The sequence below is a fragment of the Streptomyces sp. NTD107 genome (assembly GCF_059510435.1).
On record NZ_JCAJZV010000001.1, the window covers coordinates 300,248 to 319,236 of the forward strand.

At 73.4% G+C, this 18,989-nt stretch carries 17 protein-coding genes; 11 read left to right on the forward strand and 6 right to left on the reverse strand.

Annotation, left to right across the window (positions count from 1 at the left end; all coding sequences use genetic code 11):
- The first annotated feature begins 53 nt into the window (after positions 1-53).
- Positions 54-2,864, forward strand: coding sequence for a DEAD/DEAH box helicase (locus AC5WRL_RS01405; protein ID WP_496086358.1), 2,811 nt, complete (start codon positions 54-56; stop codon positions 2,862-2,864).
- Here AC5WRL_RS01405 and AC5WRL_RS01410 read toward each other — a convergent pair.
- From AC5WRL_RS01410 to AC5WRL_RS01425, 4 genes are all read right to left on the reverse strand, one after another.
- Entirely contained in the window at positions 2,861-3,778 is a 918-nt protein-coding gene (locus AC5WRL_RS01410; RefSeq protein ID WP_496086788.1) for a 5'-3' exonuclease, read from the reverse strand. The genes AC5WRL_RS01405 and AC5WRL_RS01410 overlap by 4 nt on opposite strands.
- Before the next feature lie 68 nt (positions 3,779-3,846).
- On the reverse strand, positions 3,847-4,542 hold the full coding sequence (locus AC5WRL_RS01415; protein ID WP_496086359.1) for a gamma-glutamyl-gamma-aminobutyrate hydrolase family protein: 696 nt from the start codon (positions 4,540-4,542) through the stop codon (positions 3,847-3,849).
- A 39-nt stretch (positions 4,543-4,581) separates the two neighbouring features.
- Positions 4,582-6,048, reverse strand: a complete 1,467-nt coding sequence (eat, locus tag AC5WRL_RS01420) for an ethanolamine permease (protein WP_496086360.1) — start codon at positions 6,046-6,048, stop codon at positions 4,582-4,584.
- Between the two features lie 125 nt (positions 6,049-6,173).
- Positions 6,174-6,929, reverse strand: a complete 756-nt coding sequence (locus AC5WRL_RS01425) for a FadR/GntR family transcriptional regulator (RefSeq protein ID WP_496086361.1) — start codon at positions 6,927-6,929, stop codon at positions 6,174-6,176.
- 73 nt (positions 6,930-7,002) lie between these two features.
- Here AC5WRL_RS01425 and AC5WRL_RS01430 point away from each other — a divergent pair, with 73 nt between their 5' ends.
- The 6 genes from AC5WRL_RS01430 to mycP all read left to right on the forward strand — a co-directional run bounded on the left by AC5WRL_RS01430 (position 7,003) and on the right by mycP (position 14,507).
- The gene (locus tag AC5WRL_RS01430) at positions 7,003-8,370 is read left to right on the forward strand and encodes a glutamine synthetase family protein (protein ID WP_496086362.1); all 1,368 of its coding nucleotides are present in this window, start codon (positions 7,003-7,005) and stop codon (positions 8,368-8,370) included.
- Positions 8,371-8,401: 31 nt separating this feature from the next.
- Positions 8,402-9,772, forward strand: a complete 1,371-nt coding sequence (locus tag AC5WRL_RS01435; protein ID WP_496086363.1) for an aldehyde dehydrogenase family protein — start codon at positions 8,402-8,404, stop codon at positions 9,770-9,772.
- Positions 9,773-9,776: 4 nt separating this feature from the next.
- Positions 9,777-10,562, forward strand: coding sequence for a 3-oxoacyl-ACP reductase (locus tag AC5WRL_RS01440; RefSeq protein WP_496086364.1), 786 nt, complete (start codon positions 9,777-9,779; stop codon positions 10,560-10,562).
- Positions 10,563-10,609: 47 nt separating this feature from the next.
- A complete protein-coding gene (locus tag AC5WRL_RS01445; RefSeq protein ID WP_496086365.1) occupies positions 10,610-11,533 on the forward strand; it encodes a DUF2510 domain-containing protein in 924 nt (307 codons plus the stop codon).
- A gap of 842 nt (positions 11,534-12,375) precedes the next feature.
- Positions 12,376-13,179 (forward strand): hypothetical protein, encoded by an 804-nt coding sequence (locus AC5WRL_RS01450; RefSeq protein WP_496086366.1) that lies wholly within the window; start codon positions 12,376-12,378, stop codon positions 13,177-13,179.
- 212 nt (positions 13,180-13,391) lie between these two features.
- Positions 13,392-14,507, forward strand: coding sequence for a type VII secretion-associated serine protease mycosin (mycP, locus tag AC5WRL_RS01455; RefSeq protein ID WP_496086367.1), 1,116 nt, complete (start codon positions 13,392-13,394; stop codon positions 14,505-14,507).
- Here mycP and AC5WRL_RS01460 read toward each other — a convergent pair.
- Entirely contained in the window at positions 14,476-15,450 is a 975-nt protein-coding gene (locus AC5WRL_RS01460) for a serine hydrolase (RefSeq protein WP_496086368.1), read from the reverse strand. The genes mycP and AC5WRL_RS01460 overlap by 32 nt on opposite strands.
- Before the next feature lie 167 nt (positions 15,451-15,617).
- Between AC5WRL_RS01460 and AC5WRL_RS01465 the strand changes: the two genes are divergently transcribed.
- Positions 15,618-16,355 carry an SseB family protein gene (locus AC5WRL_RS01465; protein ID WP_496086369.1) on the forward strand — a complete coding sequence of 246 codons (738 nt, stop codon included), beginning with the start codon at positions 15,618-15,620 and terminating at the stop codon, positions 16,353-16,355.
- Between the two features lie 84 nt (positions 16,356-16,439).
- Positions 16,440-17,291, forward strand: coding sequence for an MIP/aquaporin family protein (locus AC5WRL_RS01470; RefSeq protein ID WP_496086370.1), 852 nt, complete (start codon positions 16,440-16,442; stop codon positions 17,289-17,291).
- Here the strand turns inward: AC5WRL_RS01470 and AC5WRL_RS01475 are convergent.
- On the reverse strand, positions 17,288-17,674 hold the full coding sequence (locus AC5WRL_RS01475) for a DUF1844 domain-containing protein (RefSeq protein WP_496086371.1): 387 nt from the start codon (positions 17,672-17,674) through the stop codon (positions 17,288-17,290). The two genes, AC5WRL_RS01470 and AC5WRL_RS01475, sit on opposite strands and share 4 nt — an antisense overlap.
- Positions 17,675-17,962: 288 nt before the next feature.
- Between AC5WRL_RS01475 and infC the strand changes: the two genes are divergently transcribed.
- Positions 17,963-18,601, forward strand: coding sequence for a translation initiation factor IF-3 (gene infC, locus AC5WRL_RS01480; protein ID WP_496086789.1), 639 nt, complete (start codon positions 17,963-17,965; stop codon positions 18,599-18,601).
- Between the two features lie 114 nt (positions 18,602-18,715).
- The gene (rpmI, locus tag AC5WRL_RS01485; protein WP_019435018.1) at positions 18,716-18,910 is read left to right on the forward strand and encodes a 50S ribosomal protein L35; all 195 of its coding nucleotides are present in this window, start codon (positions 18,716-18,718) and stop codon (positions 18,908-18,910) included.
- The last annotated feature ends 79 nt before the right edge of the window (positions 18,911-18,989 follow it).

An 18,989-nucleotide genomic window follows, 5' to 3' on the forward strand; every position in this document is an offset into this window, starting at 1 on the left:
GCGCGATAAAGATCACCCCGCTGTCAGTGGTGGCCGGTAGTCTCGACAGCACAATGACCGAGGACATGTCCCCCGCGCAGCGCTACTCCGCCGCCCGCAGGCGCGCCGTCGAGCAGGCCACCGCGTTCGCCCCGTTCCGTCAGCTGTACGACTTCGAGCTCGACGACTTCCAGATCGAGGCCTGCCGGGCGCTGGAGGGCGGCAGTGGTGTGCTGGTCGCCGCGCCCACCGGCTCGGGGAAGACCATCGTCGGAGAATTCGCCGTTCATCTGGCACTCACCCAGGGCCGTAAATGCTTTTACACCACGCCCATCAAAGCTCTCTCCAATCAGAAATTCACCGATCTGGCGAAGCGGTACGGCGCGGACCGCGTCGGCCTGCTGACGGGTGACAACAGTGTGAACGCCGACGCGCCCGTGGTCGTGATGACCACCGAGGTGCTGCGGAACATGCTGTACGCCGGCTCCCAGGCGCTGAACGGCCTCGGCTATGTGGTGATGGACGAGGTGCACTATCTCTCCGACCGCTTCCGGGGCGCGGTGTGGGAGGAGGTCATCATCCACCTCCCCGAGTCGGTGACCCTGGTGTCGCTGTCCGCGACCGTCTCCAACGCGGAGGAGTTCGGCGACTGGCTGGACACCGTGCGCGGCGACACCCGGGTGATCGTGGCCGAGCACCGCCCCGTACCGCTGTGGCAGCACGTGCTGGCCGGGCGGCGGATGTACGACCTGTTCGAGGAGTCGGGCGCCAAGCGCGAGGTCAACCCCGATCTGCTGCGGATGGCCCGCACCGAGGGCGCCAGGACCTGGAACCGGGAGCGCGGCGGCGGCCGGGACCGGCGGCGGGCCGCCGACCGGGAGCGGGAGCGCCGGGCGCGCAACCGGGTGTGGACCCCAAGCCGCGCCGAGGTCATCGACCGGCTGGACGCCGAGGGGCTGCTGCCCGCCATCACCTTCATCTTCAGCCGGGCCGGCTGCGAGGCCGCCGTACAGCAGTGCCTGTACGCGGGGCTGCGGCTGAACGACGCGGCGGGACGGCTGCGGGTGCGGGAGATCGTGGAGCGGCGCACCGCGGCGATCCCCGACGAGGATCTGCGGGTCCTGGGCTACTTCGAGTGGCTGGAGGGCCTGGAGCGCGGTATCGCCGCCCACCACGCCGGGATGCTCCCGGCGTTCAAGGAGATCGTCGAGGAACTGTTCGTACACGGCCTGGTGAAGGCCGTCTTCGCCACCGAGACGCTGGCGCTGGGCATCAACATGCCGGCCAGGTCTGTGGTGCTGGAGAAGCTCGTCAAGTGGAACGGGGAGCAGCACGCCGACATCACGCCCGGCGAGTACACCCAGCTGACCGGGCGGGCCGGGCGGCGCGGGATCGATGTCGAGGGCCACGCGGTGGTGCTGTGGCAGCGCGGCATGGACCCGACCGCGCTGGCCGGCCTGGCCGGGGCGCGGACGTACCCGCTGCGGTCCTCCTTCAAGCCCTCGTACAACATGGCCGTCAATCTGGTGGGGCAGTTCGGGCGGCACCGCTCGCGGGAACTGCTGGAGACCTCCTTCGCCCAGTTCCAGGCGGACCGCTCGGTGGTGGGCATCTCCCGGCAGGTGAGCAAGAACGAGACCGGTCTGGCCGGCTACCGGGAGGCGATGACCTGCCATCTGGGGGACTTCGAGGAGTACGCGCGGCTGCGCCGGGAGCTGAAGGACCGGGAGACGGAGCTGGCGCGGGAGGGCGTGGCCCAGCGGCGGGCGGCGGCTGCCGCGGCCCTGGAGAAGCTGCGGCCCGGCGACATCATCCATGTGCCCACCGGCAAGTTCGCCGGTCTCGCGCTGGTGCTCGACCCCGGGGTGCCGGGCGGCGGGCGCGGCCCGGCGCGGCATCGCGGGGTGGAGGTGCACGAGGGGCCGCGTCCCCTGGTGCTCACCGTGCAGCGGCAGGTCAAGCGGCTGGCCGCGATCGATTTCCCGGTGCCGGTGGAGCCGCTGGACCGGATGCGGATTCCCAAGTCCTTCAACCCCCGCAGCCCGCAGTCGCGGCGCGACCTGGCGTCCGCGCTGCGCACCAAGGCCGGGCACCACGAGCCGGGGCGGCGCGGCCGGCAGCGGGCGGGGGCGGCCGACGACGACCGGATCGCGCGGCTGCGGCAGGAGATCCGGGCGCATCCGTGCCATGGCTGCGACGAGCGCGAGGATCACGCCCGGTGGGCGGAGCGCTATCACCGGCTCAAGCGCGACAACCGGCAGCTGGAGCGGCGGATCGAGGGCCGGACCAACACCATCGCCAGGACCTTTGACCAGGTGTACGCGCTGCTGTCGGAGCTGGACTATCTGGCGGGGGACGAGGTCACCGACGACGGGCGGCGGCTGGCGCGGCTGTACGGCGAGCTGGACCTGCTGGCGAGCGAGTGCCTGCGGGACGGGGTCTGGGAGGGCCTGGACCCGGCGGAGCTGGCGGCATGTGTCTCCGCGCTGGTCTTCGAGACCCGGTCGGCCGACGACGCGCCCGCGCCGGAGCTGCCGGGCGGGCGCGCCAAGGCCGCGCTGGGCGAGATGGTGCGGATCTGGGGGCGCCTGGACGCCCTGGAGGAGCAGCACCGGATCAACCAGGCCACCGGCGTGGGCCAGCGGGAGCCGGACCTGGGCTTCGCGTGGGCCGCGTACCGGTGGGCGCAGGGGCATCCGCTGGACGAGGTGCTGAGCGACGCCGATATGACGGCCGGTGACTTCGTGCGCTGGTGCAAGCAGATCATCGATGTGCTGGGCCAGATCGCGCAGGCGGCGCCGCCCGGTGGCACGGTCACCAAGACCGCCCACAAGGCGGTGGACACGATACTGCGCGGGGTCGTCGCGTACAGCTCGGTCGGTTAGCCGGGTCGGTTCGCGAGGGTGGTGAGCAGCCGGTCCAGGGCGCTGCCCAGGCCCCAGCGTGCGGCGAGTGCGGTCAGGGCCGGCTCGTCGCGTGGGGTACGGGGCAAGGTGGCGTCGTGGTCCGGCAGCCGTACGTCGGTGGCGACCCGTACCACCGTGGGGGCGACGGCCAGATAGGGCAGGGCGGCCTCGATCTTGGCGCGCTGGGAGCGGGTCATCTTGGCCATCGGGTTGTCGAGCGCGGCGAGGACGCCGGTGAGGTCGCCGAAGCGGTCCAGCAGGGTGGCGGCGGTTTTCTCCCCGATGCCCGGCACGCCGGGCAGTCCGTCGCTGGGGTCGCCGCGCAGCACCGCCAGCTCGGCGTAACCGGGGCCGTCCACCCCGTACTTGTCGCGCAGCGCCGTCTCGTCGAAAGCGGCCAGGTCGCCCATGCCCTTGACCGGGTAGAGCACCCGCACGCGGCGGCGGTCGTCGATGAGCTGGAAGAGGTCACGGTCGCCGGTGACGATGTCGACCGGGCCGGTGGCGCGGGTGGCGAGGGTGCCGATGACGTCGTCGGCCTCGAAGCCGGGGGCGCCGAGCCGGGTGATGCCGATGGCGTCCAGGACCTGCTCGATGACGGCCACCTGCGGGGTGAGGGTGTCCGGGACCTCCTCCACGTCCGGGTCACCGGTGGGGGTCTCCTGCGCGACCCGGTGCGCCTTGTAGCTGGGGATCAGCTCGACCCGCCAGTGCGGGCGCCAGTCGGCGTCCATGCAGGCCACCAGGGAGTGCGGATGGTGGTCGCGGACCAGCCGCCCGATGAAGTCCAGCAGCCCGCGCACCGCGTTGACCGGCGTGCCGTCGGGGGCCCGGACGGACTCGGGCACCCCGTAGTAGGCGCGGAAGTAGAGCGAGGCGGTGTCGAGCAGCATGAGAGAGCGGGTCATGCTGGGATCATCCCTGATGGCACTGACAGGGCGGCCCGCACCCGCCGGGTGGGTCAGCGCGCCGCCGCGCGGACGAAGGCGGTCATCAGCCGGGTGTCGTCCGCCGCCTCCGGGTGCCATTGGACGGCCAGGGTGAGGGCGGGGGCGGCCGGATCCTCGATGGCCTCCACGGTGCCGTCCGGTGCGTGGGCGGCGGCGATGAGGCCGTCGGCCAGGGCGTCCACCGCCTGGTGGTGGTAGGTGGGGACGATGATCGGCTCGGGGAGGGTGGCGGCCAGCAGGGTGCCGGGGACCGGGGTGATCTTGTGTTCGCCGAAGGTGCCGGGGCCGGCCCCGCCGTGGTCGTCGAGATGCTGGAGCAGGGTGCCGCCCCTGGCCACGTTCAACAGCTGCATGCCGCGGCAGATGCCCAGCAGTGGCAGGTGCCGGTCGGTGGCGGCCCGGATCAGGGCCAGCTCCCAGGCGTCCCGTTCGGTGGCGGGCGGACCGGTGCGCGGGTCGCGCGCCGCCCCGTACCGTTCCGGGTCCACATCGGGGCCACCGGAGACGATCAGCCCGTCGAGCCGGGCGACCGCCGCCGCTGCCGCCCCAGGTGAGGGGTCGGGCGGCAGCAGGACGGCCAGCCCGCCCGCGCGCTGCACCAGCCGGTGGTAGCCGGCCGGGAGCAGCGCGGCGGGCAGCTCCCACTCCCGCCAGCGGGCGTCGGTCTCCAGATAGGTGCTGATGCCGATCAGGGGTGGGGTGCTCAAGGGTCGCTCCGTGCCTCGGAGTGGATCGGTCGCGGTGGGTCAGTCGCGGTTCAGCTCGGCCTCGGCCGCGGCGAGCGCCGCGAACTCCTCCTCGGGGGCCGCCGCCACCAGCCGGTGCCGAGAGTAGAAGGCGAAATAGCCGACTGCCACCGCGTACACGCCGAGCGCGATCAGCGCGGCCTCCCGGTCCACCAGGAAGGTCGCCACCAGTGCGGCCAGCGCCAGGACGAAGGCCGTTCCGGAGGTGAGCGTCCCGCCCGGGGTGCGGTAGGGGCGGTGCAACCCGGGCTCGCGGCGGCGCAGCACGATGTGCGACAGGCTCATCAGGGCGTACGAGATGGCCGCGCCGAACACCGCGACGTTCAGCATGGTGTCGCCGTTGCCGGTGGCCGCGGCCAGGCCGAAGCCGATCGCGCCGGGGATCAGCAGGCCCAGGTAGGGGGCCTTGCGGCGGCTGGTGAGGGACAGGAAACGCGGCAGATAGCCGGCCCGGGAGAGCGCGAAGAGCTGCCGGGAGCCCGCGTACACCAGGGAGAAGAAGGACGCCACCAGGCCGGCCAGACCGGCATAGTTGATGAAGCGGCTGAGGGTGGTCGGTTCGCCGTTGTCCTGGAGCGCCGTCACGAGGGGGTTGCCGGCGTCCATGAGGGCGGCCGAGCCGCCGGCTCCGGCGGCGGCGAGGAAGGTGAGCAGGGCGAGCACCGCCAGGATGCCGATGGCCCAGGCCATGGCGCGCGGCAGGGTACGGGCCGGGTCGCGGGCCTCCTCGGCGGCCAGCGGCACGCCCTCCACGCCGAGGAAGAACCACATGCCGAAGGGGAACGCGGCCCAGATGCCGAGCAGTCCGAAGGGCAGCCAGGAGTTGGCGCCGAAGGCGGTGGAGTCGACGGGGATGTCGTTGAGGGAGCTGACCTGGAAGTCGCCGAGTGCGCCCAGGACGAAGATCAGCAGGGCGGCGACGGCGATGGCGGTGACGATCAGGGAGAAGCGCAGGGCCTCGCCCACGCCCCACAGGTGGATGCCGATGAAGACCACGAAGCAGCCCAGGTAGACGGGCCAGGCGGAGGTGAGGCCGAAGAGGTTGAGGGATTCGATGTAGTCGCCGATGAAGATGGAGATGGCGGCCGGGGCGAGCACGAACTCGATGAGGATGGCGGTGCCGGTGAGGAAGCCGCCCCAGGGGCCGAGGGCGCGGCGGGCGAAGCCGTAACCGCCGCCCGCGGTGGGGAGGATGGCGGCCAGTTCGGCGGTGGCGAAGACCAGGCAGCCGTACATCAGGCCCATCAGCAGGGCGGCGATGGCCAGGCCGCCGAAGCCGCCCTCGGCGAGGCCGAAGTTCCAGCCGGCGTAGTCGCCGGAGACGACGTAGGCCACGCCGAGGCCGGTGAGCAGCAGCGGGCCGGCGCTGCCGCCGCGCAGGGCGCGCTTGCGCAGATACGCCTCTCCGGTGGCGGGCGCGGGGCCGGGGGGCGGTGCCGTGGGGGGTGCCTGGGTTTCGTCCGACATGGGGCCGCTCCTGCCTCGCGCCACAATGGTTTGGCGGCATACCTTTGCCGTCGGAAGGGTCGGCGCGCAAGACCGCTGCGTAAAACAGCGGTAAACAAGTGGGGCGTGGGGGCCGGGTGCGGCGCTCAGGTGAGGAAGCCGCGCAGCAGCGCCGCGGTGCCCGCACAGTGTTCGCGGGCGATCTCCCGGGCGGCGTCCGCCTCGCCCGCCAGCACCGCCGCGACCAGCGCGGCGTGCTGCTCCTGGGAGTGGGCCAGGTTGCGTACCAGCAGCGGGATGCAGTCCAGCAGCGCGTTGAGTTCGGCCCGTACCGCCGCGTACTGGACGGCCAGGGTCGGGGAGCCGCTCAGCTCGGCCAGCGCCAGATGCAGCGCGGTGTCGGCGCGCCGGTAGTCGGTCAGCGGCGCCTCCTGGGTGGCGGCGAGCGCGGTGCGCAGCCGGGCGGTGCGGTCCGGGTCGGGCGGATCGGCGGCGCACAGCCCGGCGGCCCCCGACTCCAGCACCTCGCGCAGCCGCAGCACGTCCTCCACGTCCACCCCGGCCAGCCGGCGCCGCAGTTCGCCGTGGGCGGCCTCCCGGGCCGGCTCGGGCCGCTCCCGTACGAAGGTCCCGCCGTACCGGCCGCGCCGGCTGACCACCAGGCCCTCGTCCTGAAGGACCTTCAGCACCTCGCGCAGCGTGACCCGGCTGACGCCGAGCCGGTCGGCCAGCTCCCGTTCGGCCGGCAGCCGGCCGCCGTGCGGCACCAGGCCGAGCCGCAGCACCCGCAGTATCTGCTCCAGCGCCTCCTCGAAGCCGTTGCCGGCCCGCACCGGGCGCAGCGCGCCGGGTGGCAGGCCGGCCGGCGTCCCGGACGCGGCCACGCCGCTGAAGTCGTCCATCGACCCTACTTCCCAATCAATGGTCTGCACGGCTACCTTATGGCCTCCGGCTGTAGCGACAGGAGGCCGTCCCGTGGCGGAACCCACATCCCCGCTCTCCCTCGAAGAACTGCGGGGCCTGGTCGACCTCGGCGAGCTCGACACCGTGGTCCTCGCCTTCACCGACATGCAGGGCAGACTCCAGGGCAAGCGGTTCGCCGCCCGGTTCTTCCTCGACGAAGTGCTGCACCACGGTACCGAGGGCTGCAATTATCTGCTGGCCGTCGACACCGACATGAACACCGTCGACGGCTACGCCATGTCCTCCTGGGAACGCGGCTACGGCGACTTCGCCCTGCACGGCGACCACACCACCCTGCGCCGGCTGCCCTGGCACCCCGGCAGCGCCCTGATGATCGCCGACCTCGCCTGGCACGACGGCAGCCCCGTCACCGCCTCCCCCCGGCAGATACTGCGCCGCCAACTGGACCGGCTCGCCGACCGCGACTGGTACGGATTCGCCGGCACCGAGCTGGAGTTCATGGTCTTCAACAACACCTACGAACAGGCCTGGGACGCCGGCTACCGGGGCCTGACCCCCGCCAACCAGTACAACGTCGACTACTCGGTGCTCGGCACCGGCCGCGTCGAACCCCTGCTGCGCCGCATCCGCAACGAGATGGCCACCGCCGGGCTCACCGTCGAATCCGCCAAGGGCGAATGCAACTTCGGCCAGCACGAGATCGCCTTCCGCTACGCCGACGCCCTCACCACCTGCGACCAGCACACCGTCTACAAGACCGGCGCCAAGGAGATCGCCGCCCAGCAGGGCAGCGCGCTCACCTTCATGGCCAAGTACGACGAACGCGAAGGCAACTCCTGCCACATCCACTTCTCGCTGCGCGACGGCGCGGGGCGGCCGGTGTTCGCCGACCCCGACGGCCCGTACGGCATGTCGCGCACCATGCGGCACTTCCTCGCCGGACAGCTCGCCGCACTGCGCGAACTCACCCTGCTGTACGCGCCGAACATCAACTCCTACAAGCGGTTCCGGGCCGGCTCCTTCGCCCCCACCGCCGTCGCCTGGGGCCCGGACAACCGCACCTGCGCGCTGCGCGTCATCGGCCACGGCCACTCCCACCGGATGGAGAACCGGCTGCCCGGCGGCGACGTCAACCCCTACCTCGCCGTCGCCGGCATGATCGCCGCCGGCCTGTACGGGGTGGAGCAGGAACTGGAACTGCCCGACGCCTGCACCGGCAACGCCTATACGGGAGGCGCCGAGACCGTACCCGGCACGCTGCGCGAAGCAGCCGACCTGTGGGAGCGGAGCACGGTGGCCCGTACCGCCTTCGGTGACGACGTCGTCGAGCACTACCTGCACATGGCCCGGGTCGAACAGAACGCCTACGACACCGCCGTCACCGACTGGGAGCGATTCCGCTCCTTCGAACGCCTGTGAGCCGAGAGTGAGTGAGAGGAGAACGCCGCACGTGCAGGACGAGCACGAGGTGATCAACCCGGCGACCGAGGAAACCATCGCCACCGTCCCCGCCACCGGACCGCGCGCGGTGGACGCCGCCGTGGCCCGCGCCGCGCGGGCCCAGGAGCGCTGGGCGGCCCTCGCCCCCGCCGACCGGGCCCGGCTGCTGCGCCGCTTCGCCGACGCCGTGGACGGAGCCGTCGAAGAACTCGCCGAGATCGAGGTACGCGAAGCCGGCCACCCCATCGACAACGCCCGCTGGGAGGCCGGCAACGTCCGCGACCTGCTGGAGTACGCCGCCGGGGGAGTGGAACGCCTCAGCGGCCGGCAGATCCCGGTGGCCGGGGGCATCGACCTCACCTTCCACGAACCGCTCGGTGTCGTCGGCGTCATCGCGCCCTGGAACTTCCCGATGCCCATCGCCGGATGGGGCACCGCCCCCGCCCTCGCCGCCGGCAACGCCGTGCTGCTGAAGCCGGCCGAGACCACCCCGCTCACCGCGCTGCGGCTGGCGGGCCTCGCCACCGAGGCCGGCCTGCCCGAGGACCTGTTCCAGGTGCTGCCCGGGGACGGTCCCACCACCGGCGGCGCCCTGGTGGACCACCCCGGCGTCGCCAAGATCGTCTTCACCGGATCGACCACGGTCGGCAAGCAGATCATGGCCCGCTGCGCGACCGCCGTGAAGCGGGTCACCCTCGAACTCGGCGGCAAGAGCCCCAACATCGTCTTCGCCGACGCCGACCTGGAGCGGGCGGCGGCCACCGCCCCCGGCTCCTTCCTCGACAACGCCGGACAGGACTGCTGCGCCCGCAGCCGCATCCTGGTGCAGCGCCAGGTGTACGACCGGTTCCTGGAACTCCTGGAGCCGGCCGTGCGGGCCGTCACCGTCGGCGACCCCGCCGACCCCGGCACCGCCATGGGCCCGCTGATCTCGGCGGCGCAGCGCGAGCGGGTACGCTCCTACGTCCCCGAGACCGCCCCCGCCGCCATCCGCGGCACCGTCCCCGGCGGCAAGGGGTACTGGTACCCGCCGACCGTCCTGGAGGCGCACACGGTCGATGAACGCGCCGCCACCGAGGAGATCTTCGGACCGGTCGCCGTCATCACCCCCTTCGAGGACGAGGCGGACGCGGTACGGCTGGCCAACGCCACCGCGTACGGGCTCTCCGGCTCGGTGTGGACCCGCGACGCCGGCCGCGCCATCCGGATGGCGCGCGCCGTCGCGGCCGGCAACCTCTCCGTCAACTCGCACAGCAGCGTGCGGTACGCCACCCCCTTCGGCGGCTACAAGCAGTCCGGGCTCGGCCGCGAACTGGGCCCCGACGCGCTGGCCGCCTTCACCGAGACCAAGAACGTGTTCATCAGCACCGAGGAGAACTGAACGCATGTCCGACGAGACCGCCGTGTGCCGCCGCCTGGTCGGCCGTACCGCCGTCGTCACCGGAGCGGGCTCCGGCATCGGCCTGGCCACCGCGCGCCGGCTCGCCTCCGAAGGCGCCAACGTGGTGTGCGCAGACGTGGACACCGTACGGGGCGAGGCCGCCGCCCAGGAGGTCGGCGGACTGTACGTGGCCGCCGATGTGACCGATCAGGAGCAGGTGGAGGCGCTGTTCCGGACCGCCGACGAGACCTATGGCTCGGTGGACATCGCCTTCAACAACGCCGGGATCTCGCCGCCCGACGACGACTCGATCCTGACCACGGGTCTCGAAGCGTGGCGCCGGGTGCAGGAGGTCAACCTCACCTCGGTGTACCTGTGCTGCAAGGCCGCGCTCCCCTATATGCGGCGGCAGGGCAAGGGCTCCATCATCAACACCGCCTCGTTCGTGGCGGTGATGGGCGCGGCCACCTCGCAGATCAGCTACACCGCCTCCAAGGGCGGGGTGCTGGCCATGTCCCGGGAGCTGGGCGTGCAGTTCGCCCGGGAGGGCATCCGGGTCAACGCGCTGTGCCCGGGGCCGGTCAACACCCCGCTGCTGAAGGAACTCTTCGCCAAGGACCCGGAGCGGGCGGCACGGCGGCTGGTGCACATTCCGGTGGGCCGGTTCGCGGAGGCCGAGGAGATCGCGGCGGCGGTCGCCTTCCTCGCCAGCGACGACGCGTCGTTCGTCAACGCGGCCGAATTCCTGGTGGACGGCGGCATCGCGGGGGCGTACGTCACGCCCTTGTAAGCCGGTGGCTGTGGTGGGGGAGCCGATGCTGTGAGAAGTTTTCGGGCGTGAGTGCGAACTCTTCTCCCGGCTGGTACCCCGACCCCGGGCACGCCGGCAACGGCCCGGCACCCGAGCGCTGGTGGGACGGCGCGGCCTGGACCGGACGCACCCGGGCTCCGGCCGCGCCCGCGTCCCTCGCGCCGGGGCCGGCGGGCGAGCGGGAGCGGACGCCGTCGCCCCCGGACGGCGAATCTGGTCGCGGGCCGCTGGTGTTCGTGGCGGTGGGCAGCGCGCTGATGCTGGCCGCCCTGGTGGCGGCCGGGGTACTGCTGCTCGGCGACCGGGGGCAGGAGGCGGACGGCAGCGCGGCCCCGGAGCCGACCGCACCGGCCACGGACCGGGAGCCGGACCAGGAGGAGCCGGACCGGGAGCAGGACCGCGAGCAGGACCGCGAGCAGGGGGAGAACCGCACACCGCTGAGCGAGCCAGGACCCGGCGGGCTGGCCTTGCCGGTGCTGCCCGGCTGGGAGGTCCAGCCGGGGGGCAGCGGCCTCATCGTCACCATCGGCGACTATCCCTGCCCCGCAGACCCGACCCGCTCGTGCGTGACGGCGGGCGCCTTCCTCGATACGGCGGACCCCGCCGCCGGCCAGGACCCGCGGCGGGTCGCGGAGGCGGACATCGCCGCGCACATCGAGGAGTCCTTCGGCGGCGCCACGTACGACGGGGTCACGGACCAGGAGCCGGTGCTCGCCCAGGAGACCACCGTCGCCGGGGAGCGCGGCTACCGGATCCGTACGCTGCTGACCACCGGCGCCGGCATCACGGCGTACGCCGAATCCGTGGTCTTCCCGGCACCGGACGGATCGGGCGGACTACTGGTGCTGCGCCTCGGTTTCGACGTGAGCGCGGACGCCCCGCCGGCCGCCGACATGGACCGGATCACGGCGGGCGTGCGGCGGCCGGCGGACGAGGGATCACCGGCCTGAGGGAGCGGTGGTGGGGGCGGCGGCAGTTGGTACGCTCCCTCATCCGGCGCCCGGTACCCGTGGATGAACCGGTGCACGTAGAGTGACCACCACCGTCGTGAGCAGCGACGGGGCAGGTCGGGCGGGAGGGGCGGGAACCGATGGACACCCAGCCGGGACAGCGACGCCCCGCCATGCCCCTGACACCACCGCGCCCACCTCACCCACCCGCGCCGGGCGGCGCCCCGGGCGCCGGTCCGGCCCAGGCGCGAGGGGAGGACCCACCGATACCGACCGGCGGCGCGCAGCCGCCAACGGCACGCGTCGGCGCGGCGCCCCCGGCGAACCGGGCGGCGGACAGCGCTCCGGCCGCACGCCCGGCCCCCGGAACCACCGCTACCGCGATATCCGCCCCCGGCGCCCCCGTCACCCGTCCCGCCACCCCGAAGCCGCAGGCGGCGCCGGAACACGCACCGACCGGCTCCGGGACGGCGGCTCCGCCACCCGCGGAGCGGGGCGGCGACCAGCGGCGCCCCGCTCCGGTCCCGCCGCTTCCGTCGTCCGCGCCCGGTGGCAGCGCCGGCGCCCGGCCGGCTCCCCCGGAGCCGCCCGTGGCGCCCGGCCATGCGCCGGCCGGCACCATGGCGGGCGTCGGCCGCCGAAGCGGGCAGCGCCCGGGCACGTCAGGCCCGCCGCTACCGCCTTCGGTTCCTCCCGGCGGTAACACGAGGCCGGGCGTGGGGGAGTCGCGGGCCGGGTCCCCGTCGGCGGGACGTCCGGCCGGTGGGCGTGGGCAGGGGAGGGCCGGGTCCGGGGCCCGCGATCGTGCCGCCGGTGTCGGTGGGGAGGGGTTCCCGGACGTCGTGGAGGATTCGCATCCCACGCTCTTGTTGCGGGTGGTCGCCGAACGGCCGCATCCGTTGCGGGTGGTGGCCGTGGTCATCTCGCTCGTGCTGGGCGCCGGGCTGCTGGGCGGGGCCGCCGCCGGGGCCTGGCTCACCGGGGACAGCGCCGAATCGGCCGCCCGCGCGGCCTTCGACGACAGCCGGGCACTGTGGCGGGATATCCCCGTGGACCAGCTGTTTCCACCGGAGTTGACCAGCGAGGGCGCCGGCCCCGGCGGGGCCGAGCGCCAGTGGCTCCGGGTGGCCGTCGCGCCGGACACCGACTGTGCGACCGCCCTCGGCCCGGCCCTGGCCGACGCGCTGCTGCCCGCCGCCGGCTGCGAGCGCGCCGTACGCGCCAGCTACGTCGACGACACCGTCAGCAGCGTCACCACCGTCGGCATGGTCTTCACCGAGGCGGACCCGCCCGGCACCGAGACGCTGCGGGAGCGGTTCACCACCGAGGAACTCGGCCTGCGCACCGACCTCCTCCCCGCCGCCTACGCCCGGCCCGGCACCGCCGCCGAGGACTTCGGCGCCGAACAGCGCGCCACCTGGACCGTACGGGTACTCACCGACGCACCCGTCATCGTGTACGCCGTCAGCGGCTTCGCCGACGCCCGCCCCATCGACACCCCGCAGCCCGCCGCCGAGGCCGTCGCCGAGGGGCAGGACACCGCCGTCGCGCTCGCCGGCCTCGGCCACGAGGCCATGGGCATCGCCGACCAGGTCGAGCGGGGCATCCGCCGGGCGGCCGACCGACTCACCGAGGACAACGGATGACGCCCCGCCGGCCCCTGGCATCCCCGCGACGGACCAGCTCCGCCGGCTGTCCCACCCGGGCGGCGGATCACGGTGACACGGGGCGGGGAGCCCCGGGCATCGGGGGCATCCGCCGGGACGACGGCCCGCTCCCACCGCGCCGGGGCCGCGGCGTTCCGTCGATTCCGGTCCTCGTCGCGCTGCTCTGCGGGCTGCTCGTCGTCGGTTCGCCGGTGGCCGTCGCCGATTCGATCCGGGATCAGCAGCGCTGGGCGCTCGACGCCATCAACGTGCCGAGGGCCTGGGAGACCACCCGGGGGGCCGGAGTCACCGTCGCCGTGCTGGACACCGGAGTCGACGCCGCGCACCCCGATCTCGCCGGCGCCGTACTGGAGGGCCGGGACCTCATCGGCATGGGCGCCGAGCCCGGCGACGAGGAGTGGGCCTCCCACGGGACCGCGATGGCCGGGATCATCGCCGGCCGCGGGCACGGTCCCGGCCGGGACAGCGGCGTCATCGGGGTCGCGCCCGAGGCCGAGATCCTGCCCGTGCGGGTACTGCTGGAGGACGACGACCCCGACCGCGACGCCGCCCGCGACGCCCGCCGCGGCGCGCTGGCCGAGGGCATCCGGTGGGCCGCCGACCAGGGCGTCGACGTCATCAACCTCTCGCTCGGCGACGACAGCGAATCCGCGCACCCCGACCCCGAGGAGGACGCGGCGGTGCGGTACGCGCTGAGCAAGGGCGCCGTCGTCGTCGCCTCGGCCGGCAACGGCGGCGAGGAGGGCGACCCCGTCTCCTACCCGGCCGGCTACCCCGGGGTGATCGCGGTCGCCGCCGTGGACCGCAGCGGCAGCCGCGCCGCGTTCTCCACCCGCCGCTGGTACGCCACCCTCAGCGCCCCCGGCAAGGACGTCATCGTCGCCGACCCCGACGGCGCGTACTACGCGGGCTGGGGCACCTCGGCCGCCGCCGCCTTCGTCTCCGGCGCCGCCGCCCTGCTGCTGGCCGCACATCCCGATCTCACCCCGGCCCAGGTCCGTACCCTGCTCACCTCCACCGCCCAGGACCCGCCCGCCGGCGGTCGCAGTGACGCGCTGGGGGCCGGCCTGGTCGATCCCGCCGCCGCTCTCGACGCCGCCGCCGAACTGCCGGGGAAGGGGGCATCGCCCGCCTCCGAGGGGTACGCGGAGGAGTTCTTCGGCCCCGGACCCCGCCCGCAGGAGGGCGGTGGGGGCGGGACGAGCTGGCTGGCTCCCGTCTCCGGGGTGCTGGGAGCGGCGCTGCTCGGCGTCTCGGTGTGGCAGTTGCGCGGGCTCAGACGCCGCGACCGTCCGGGCCGGAGCTGAGCGCGCCCACCGCGTCCCGCGCCGCGCTCTCCACGGCCGCGATCCCGCTCTCGTAGTCGGCGTGGCCGTCCGAGACCACCGCGATCAGATACGACTGCCCGCCCACGGTCACCCGGCCGATGCTGTTGACGTCCCACAGCCCGGTCGTACTGCGCGGCAGCCAGCCGTTCTTCAGCTCCGCGCCACCCGCGCCGGAGGCGTCCGCCGCCGATATCCCCCACTGCTGCTCGGGCACCACCGTGCCCATCAGCTGCCGCAGATAGTCACGGGACGCCGCGTTCAGTACGGGGCCCGGCCCGGGGCTGAAGATCTGCCGCAGCAGGGTCAGCTGATCCGCCCCCGTGGTCTGGGTCAGCCCCCAGTGCCCGCCCGCCCCGCCGGTGGTGGCGGTCAGCCCGAGCCGCGCGTTGGCGGCGTCGAGCCCCGGCTGCCGGCCGATCACCCGCCACAGCACATCCGTGGCGTCGTTGTCGCTCTGCTGGATCATCGCCGCCGCCAGCGACTGCTCGCGCGGGGTGAGCTCCCGCCCCGCGTCCTGCGTCTGGAGCAGCAGCGCCGCCAGCACATCGACCTTCACGATGCTGGCGGTGTCGAAAGTCCCCGTGCCGTACGCCGCACTCGCGCCGCTGTCCAGGCCCAGTACGCACACGGATATCCGGATCTGCGGCCGGCCCGCCAGCAGCGGCTCCAGCGACCGGGCCAGGGCCGCGTCGGCGGGTGTCGCCGGCAACTGTCCCAGCGCCTGGAGATCGGGGGTGATGCCGCCCGCGTTTCCGGGCGCCGGCTCCACCGCCGGAGGCTGAGCGCTCACCGCTGGTTCCCCTCCCCGGGGCACGTCACCGGCCACCCCCGTCGCCAGTACGGCGGTCGCCGCGACCGCCGGAACCGCCCAGCGCCGGACACGGGCCCACCGGGGCCGGCGCGGGGATATCGGTTCGTCCATGCTGGGCACGGTAACCCGCACATCTGCCCGAGTCACCTGTCTCCCGGAGAAAAACCGGTAACAGCAGGTGACAAAAACCCGGAAACGGCGCGCACCGGCACCGGCGGGCACCCCCCGTACGGCCCCCGCCCATCCGGCCGCATCGCCACCCCCGATACCCTCGGCGGGTGGCGCTCAAGAACATTCCGCAGCCCGCGTTCGCCGGCGACGACGGCGGCCAGGACCCCGAACTGGGCCGTGCCCTCGCCGACTGGGCACACGACCGGGCCACCGAGCCCCGGCTGCTTGAGGTCCTGGCCGGCGCCCGGCTGCTGGTGCCGGTGGTCGCCGTGCTCGGCGAGGCCGAGACCGGCCCGGACGGGCTGCGCCGCGAGAAGAGCAGCGACATGGCGGTGCTCACCCTCACCGTGCCGGACGGCCGGCGCGCGCTCCCCGTCTTCACCTCCATTGAGGCGCTCACCCGCTGGCGGCCCGACGCCCGTCCGGTGGCCGTCACCGTGCCGCAGGCACTCGGCGCCGCCGTCCAGGAGGGCGCCGGCACCCTGGTGCTCGATCTGGCCGGCCCGGTCACCTACGAGCTGGCCGGTCCCGCGCTGCGCACCCTGGCCGGCGGGGGCGCCGACCTGGCCCGTACCCCCGCCGTACGGGACGCGGTGCGCGCCCTGCTGACCGCCGAGCCGGCGATCCGCGCCGCCCAGCTGGTGGCCGCCGCGGACGGCGCCGACAGCGACGCCACCCTGGCGCTGCTCATCGAGGAGAGCAGCGACCCGGCGCCCGTGGTGGGCCGGCTCGCCCGGGCGCTCGCCGCCGACCAGGTACTGCGCGCCCATCTGGTGCGCGGGCTCCAACTGGCCGTGCTGCCGGCCGGCACCGCGCTGCCGGGGGAGCCCCTGCTGCGCCGCTGACACCCGGATGGCGCAATCGATGTGCGACGCGCCCGGCCCCTCGTTCAGACTCGCACAAAGATCCACCCAGGCACTGGAGGCGCCATGTCCGCGGAGACCGTGGAGACCGAATCCGAGCAGGCCACGACCGAGGACGAGGCGCAGTTGTTCTCGGCCGAGCTGATAGGGACCCTGATCCTGGTCTTCTTCGGCGTCGGTTCGGCGGTGCTGGCCGGCGAGTTCATCGGATCCTTCGGCATCGCGCTGGCCTTCGGCTTCACGCTGCTGCTGCTGGTGTTCATCCTCGGGCCGGTGTCCGGCAGCCACCTGAACCCGGTGGTCACCCTCGCGATGTTCCTGTCCGGCCGGATGACCATCAGAAGAACGGCGATCTACTGGCTGGCCCAGTTCATCGGCGCGATCGCCGGGGCGGCGCTGCTGTTCCTGGTGGCGCGCCAGGTACCCGGGCTGCGGACCAGCCAGGCGTTCGGCACCAACGGCTACGGCTACCGCTCGGCGGTGGGCCTGTCCACCTTCGGCGCGCTGGTCGCCGAGGTGATGCTGACGTTCCTGCTGGTCTTCGTCTTTCTCTCGGTGACCCACAAGGTCACCCTGGCACCGCTGGCCGCGGTCCCGGTGGGGCTGACGCTGGCGGCGGTGCACCTGGTCGGCATCCCGCTGACCGGCACCTCGGTCAACCCGGCGCGCAGCTTCGCGCCGGCCATCTTCGCGGGCGGCCAGCCCTGGGCCCAGATGTGGCTGTTCTTCGTGGCACCGATCGCGGGCGCGCTGCTGGCGGTGCTGGTGCGGTATCTGATCCACCCGCACGGCGAGCGGCTGTTCCCGGGGCTCGCCACCCTCTCCGGTCCGCGCGCCCCGGGCGGCAAGGGAGAGGGCGGCGACGGTCACGACGGCGGTGACAGCGCGGGTGACAGCACCGGGCCCCGGTCCTCCTAGCCGAAGACCGGCCCGGTGTACTTCTCGCCGGGCCCCTGGCCCGGCTCGTCCGGCACGCTGGACGCCTCGCGGAACGCCAGCTGGAGCGACTTGAGACCGTCGCGCAGCGGCGCCGCGTGGTACGAGCCGATCTCGGTGGCGCCGGCGGTCACCAGGCCGGCCAGGGCGGTGATCAGCTTGCGGGCCTCGTCCAGGTCCTTGTGCTCCTCGCCGCCCTCGGCCAGGCCCAGGTTGACCGCCGCCGAGCTCATCAGATGGACGGCCACGGTGGTGATCACCTCGACCGCCGGGACATCGGCGATGTCCCGGGTGGCGCCCTCCACGGCGGAGTCGGCGGGGCCGGCGGGGTTGGCGGGATCGGGGGTCTGGACGGCGTCGCTCATGCCGACCAGCCTAGGCGGCTCCGTACGGCCCCCCGTCCCCGGGATGCCCCCCGGCGTACGAGGTGTACGATAAGAGATGACCGGTCGGACACTCATGTGCCCGGCCCGCAAGTGGAGGCTCCGAACTCCCACCTGATCCAGTCCCCGGACCGGCAGGTCACCGGTCAGGCTGCGCCCCGCGGTGATCGCGGCGGTGCTCCGGTCTGTCAAGGAGCCCCGCCTGTGTGCCGTCCGGGGCGTTTTTTGCGTCCTCCGTGGGGCGGTGGTCACCCGCATACCCGTGCACGGCTGTCCGCCAGACAACCGTGCGGCGCAACCCGAGGAGGCCCCATCAGCGCCGAGCCCCGCATCAACGACCGGATTCGCGTCCCCGAGGTGCGACTCGTCGGTCCCAGTGGTGAGCAGGTCGGCATCGTGCCGCTTGCCAAGGCACTGGAGCTTGCCCAGGAGTACGACCTGGACCTGGTTGAGGTCGCGGCCAACGCCCGACCCCCCGTGTGCAAGCTCATGGACTACGGGAAGTTCAAGTACGAGTCGGCCATGAAGGCCCGTGAAGCGCGCAAGAACCAGGCGCACACGGTGATCAAGGAGATGAAGCTCCGGCCGAAGATCGACCCGCACGACTATGACACCAAGAAGGGTCATGTCGTCCGGTTCCTCAAGCAGGGGGACAAGGTCAAGATCACGATCATGTTCCGCGGTCGTGAGCAGTCCCGCCCGGAGCTGGGCTACCGGCTGCTGACGCGGCTCGCGGAGGACGTTCAGGAGTTGGGCTTCGTGGAGTCCAGCCCCAAGCAGGACGGCCGGAACATGATCATGGTTCTGGGCCCGCACAAGAAGAAGACCGAGGCTATGGCCGAGGCCCGCGAGGCGCAGGCCGCCCGCAAGGCCGAACGCCTGGAACAGCAGGGACGCACCGCGTCCTGAAGGTTCCTCGCGCCGCGCGGTGCTCGCGCGGCGGTGAGGAACGGAAGCAACTGACGCCCCGGCCGGGCCCCACCGGGCTCCCGGGGGCGTCACCGACGAGGAGAGAGCGGCGACATGCCGAAGAACAAGACGCACAGCGGTGTCAGCAAGCGATTCAAGCTCACTGGCTCCGGCAAGGTGATGCGCCAGCGCGCCGGTCGCCGTCACTACCTGGAGCACAAGCCCTCGACGCTGACCCGTCGCCTCGCCGGCACGACGGAGACCGCTCCGGCCGACGCCAAGAGGATCAAGAAGCTTCTCGGCAAGTGAGCCGGTGCCGCCCGCCCCACCGGGCGGCGGCGATACGGCTCGACGACCGGGACCCATCCGTTTCCGGGTCGCGTGAAGA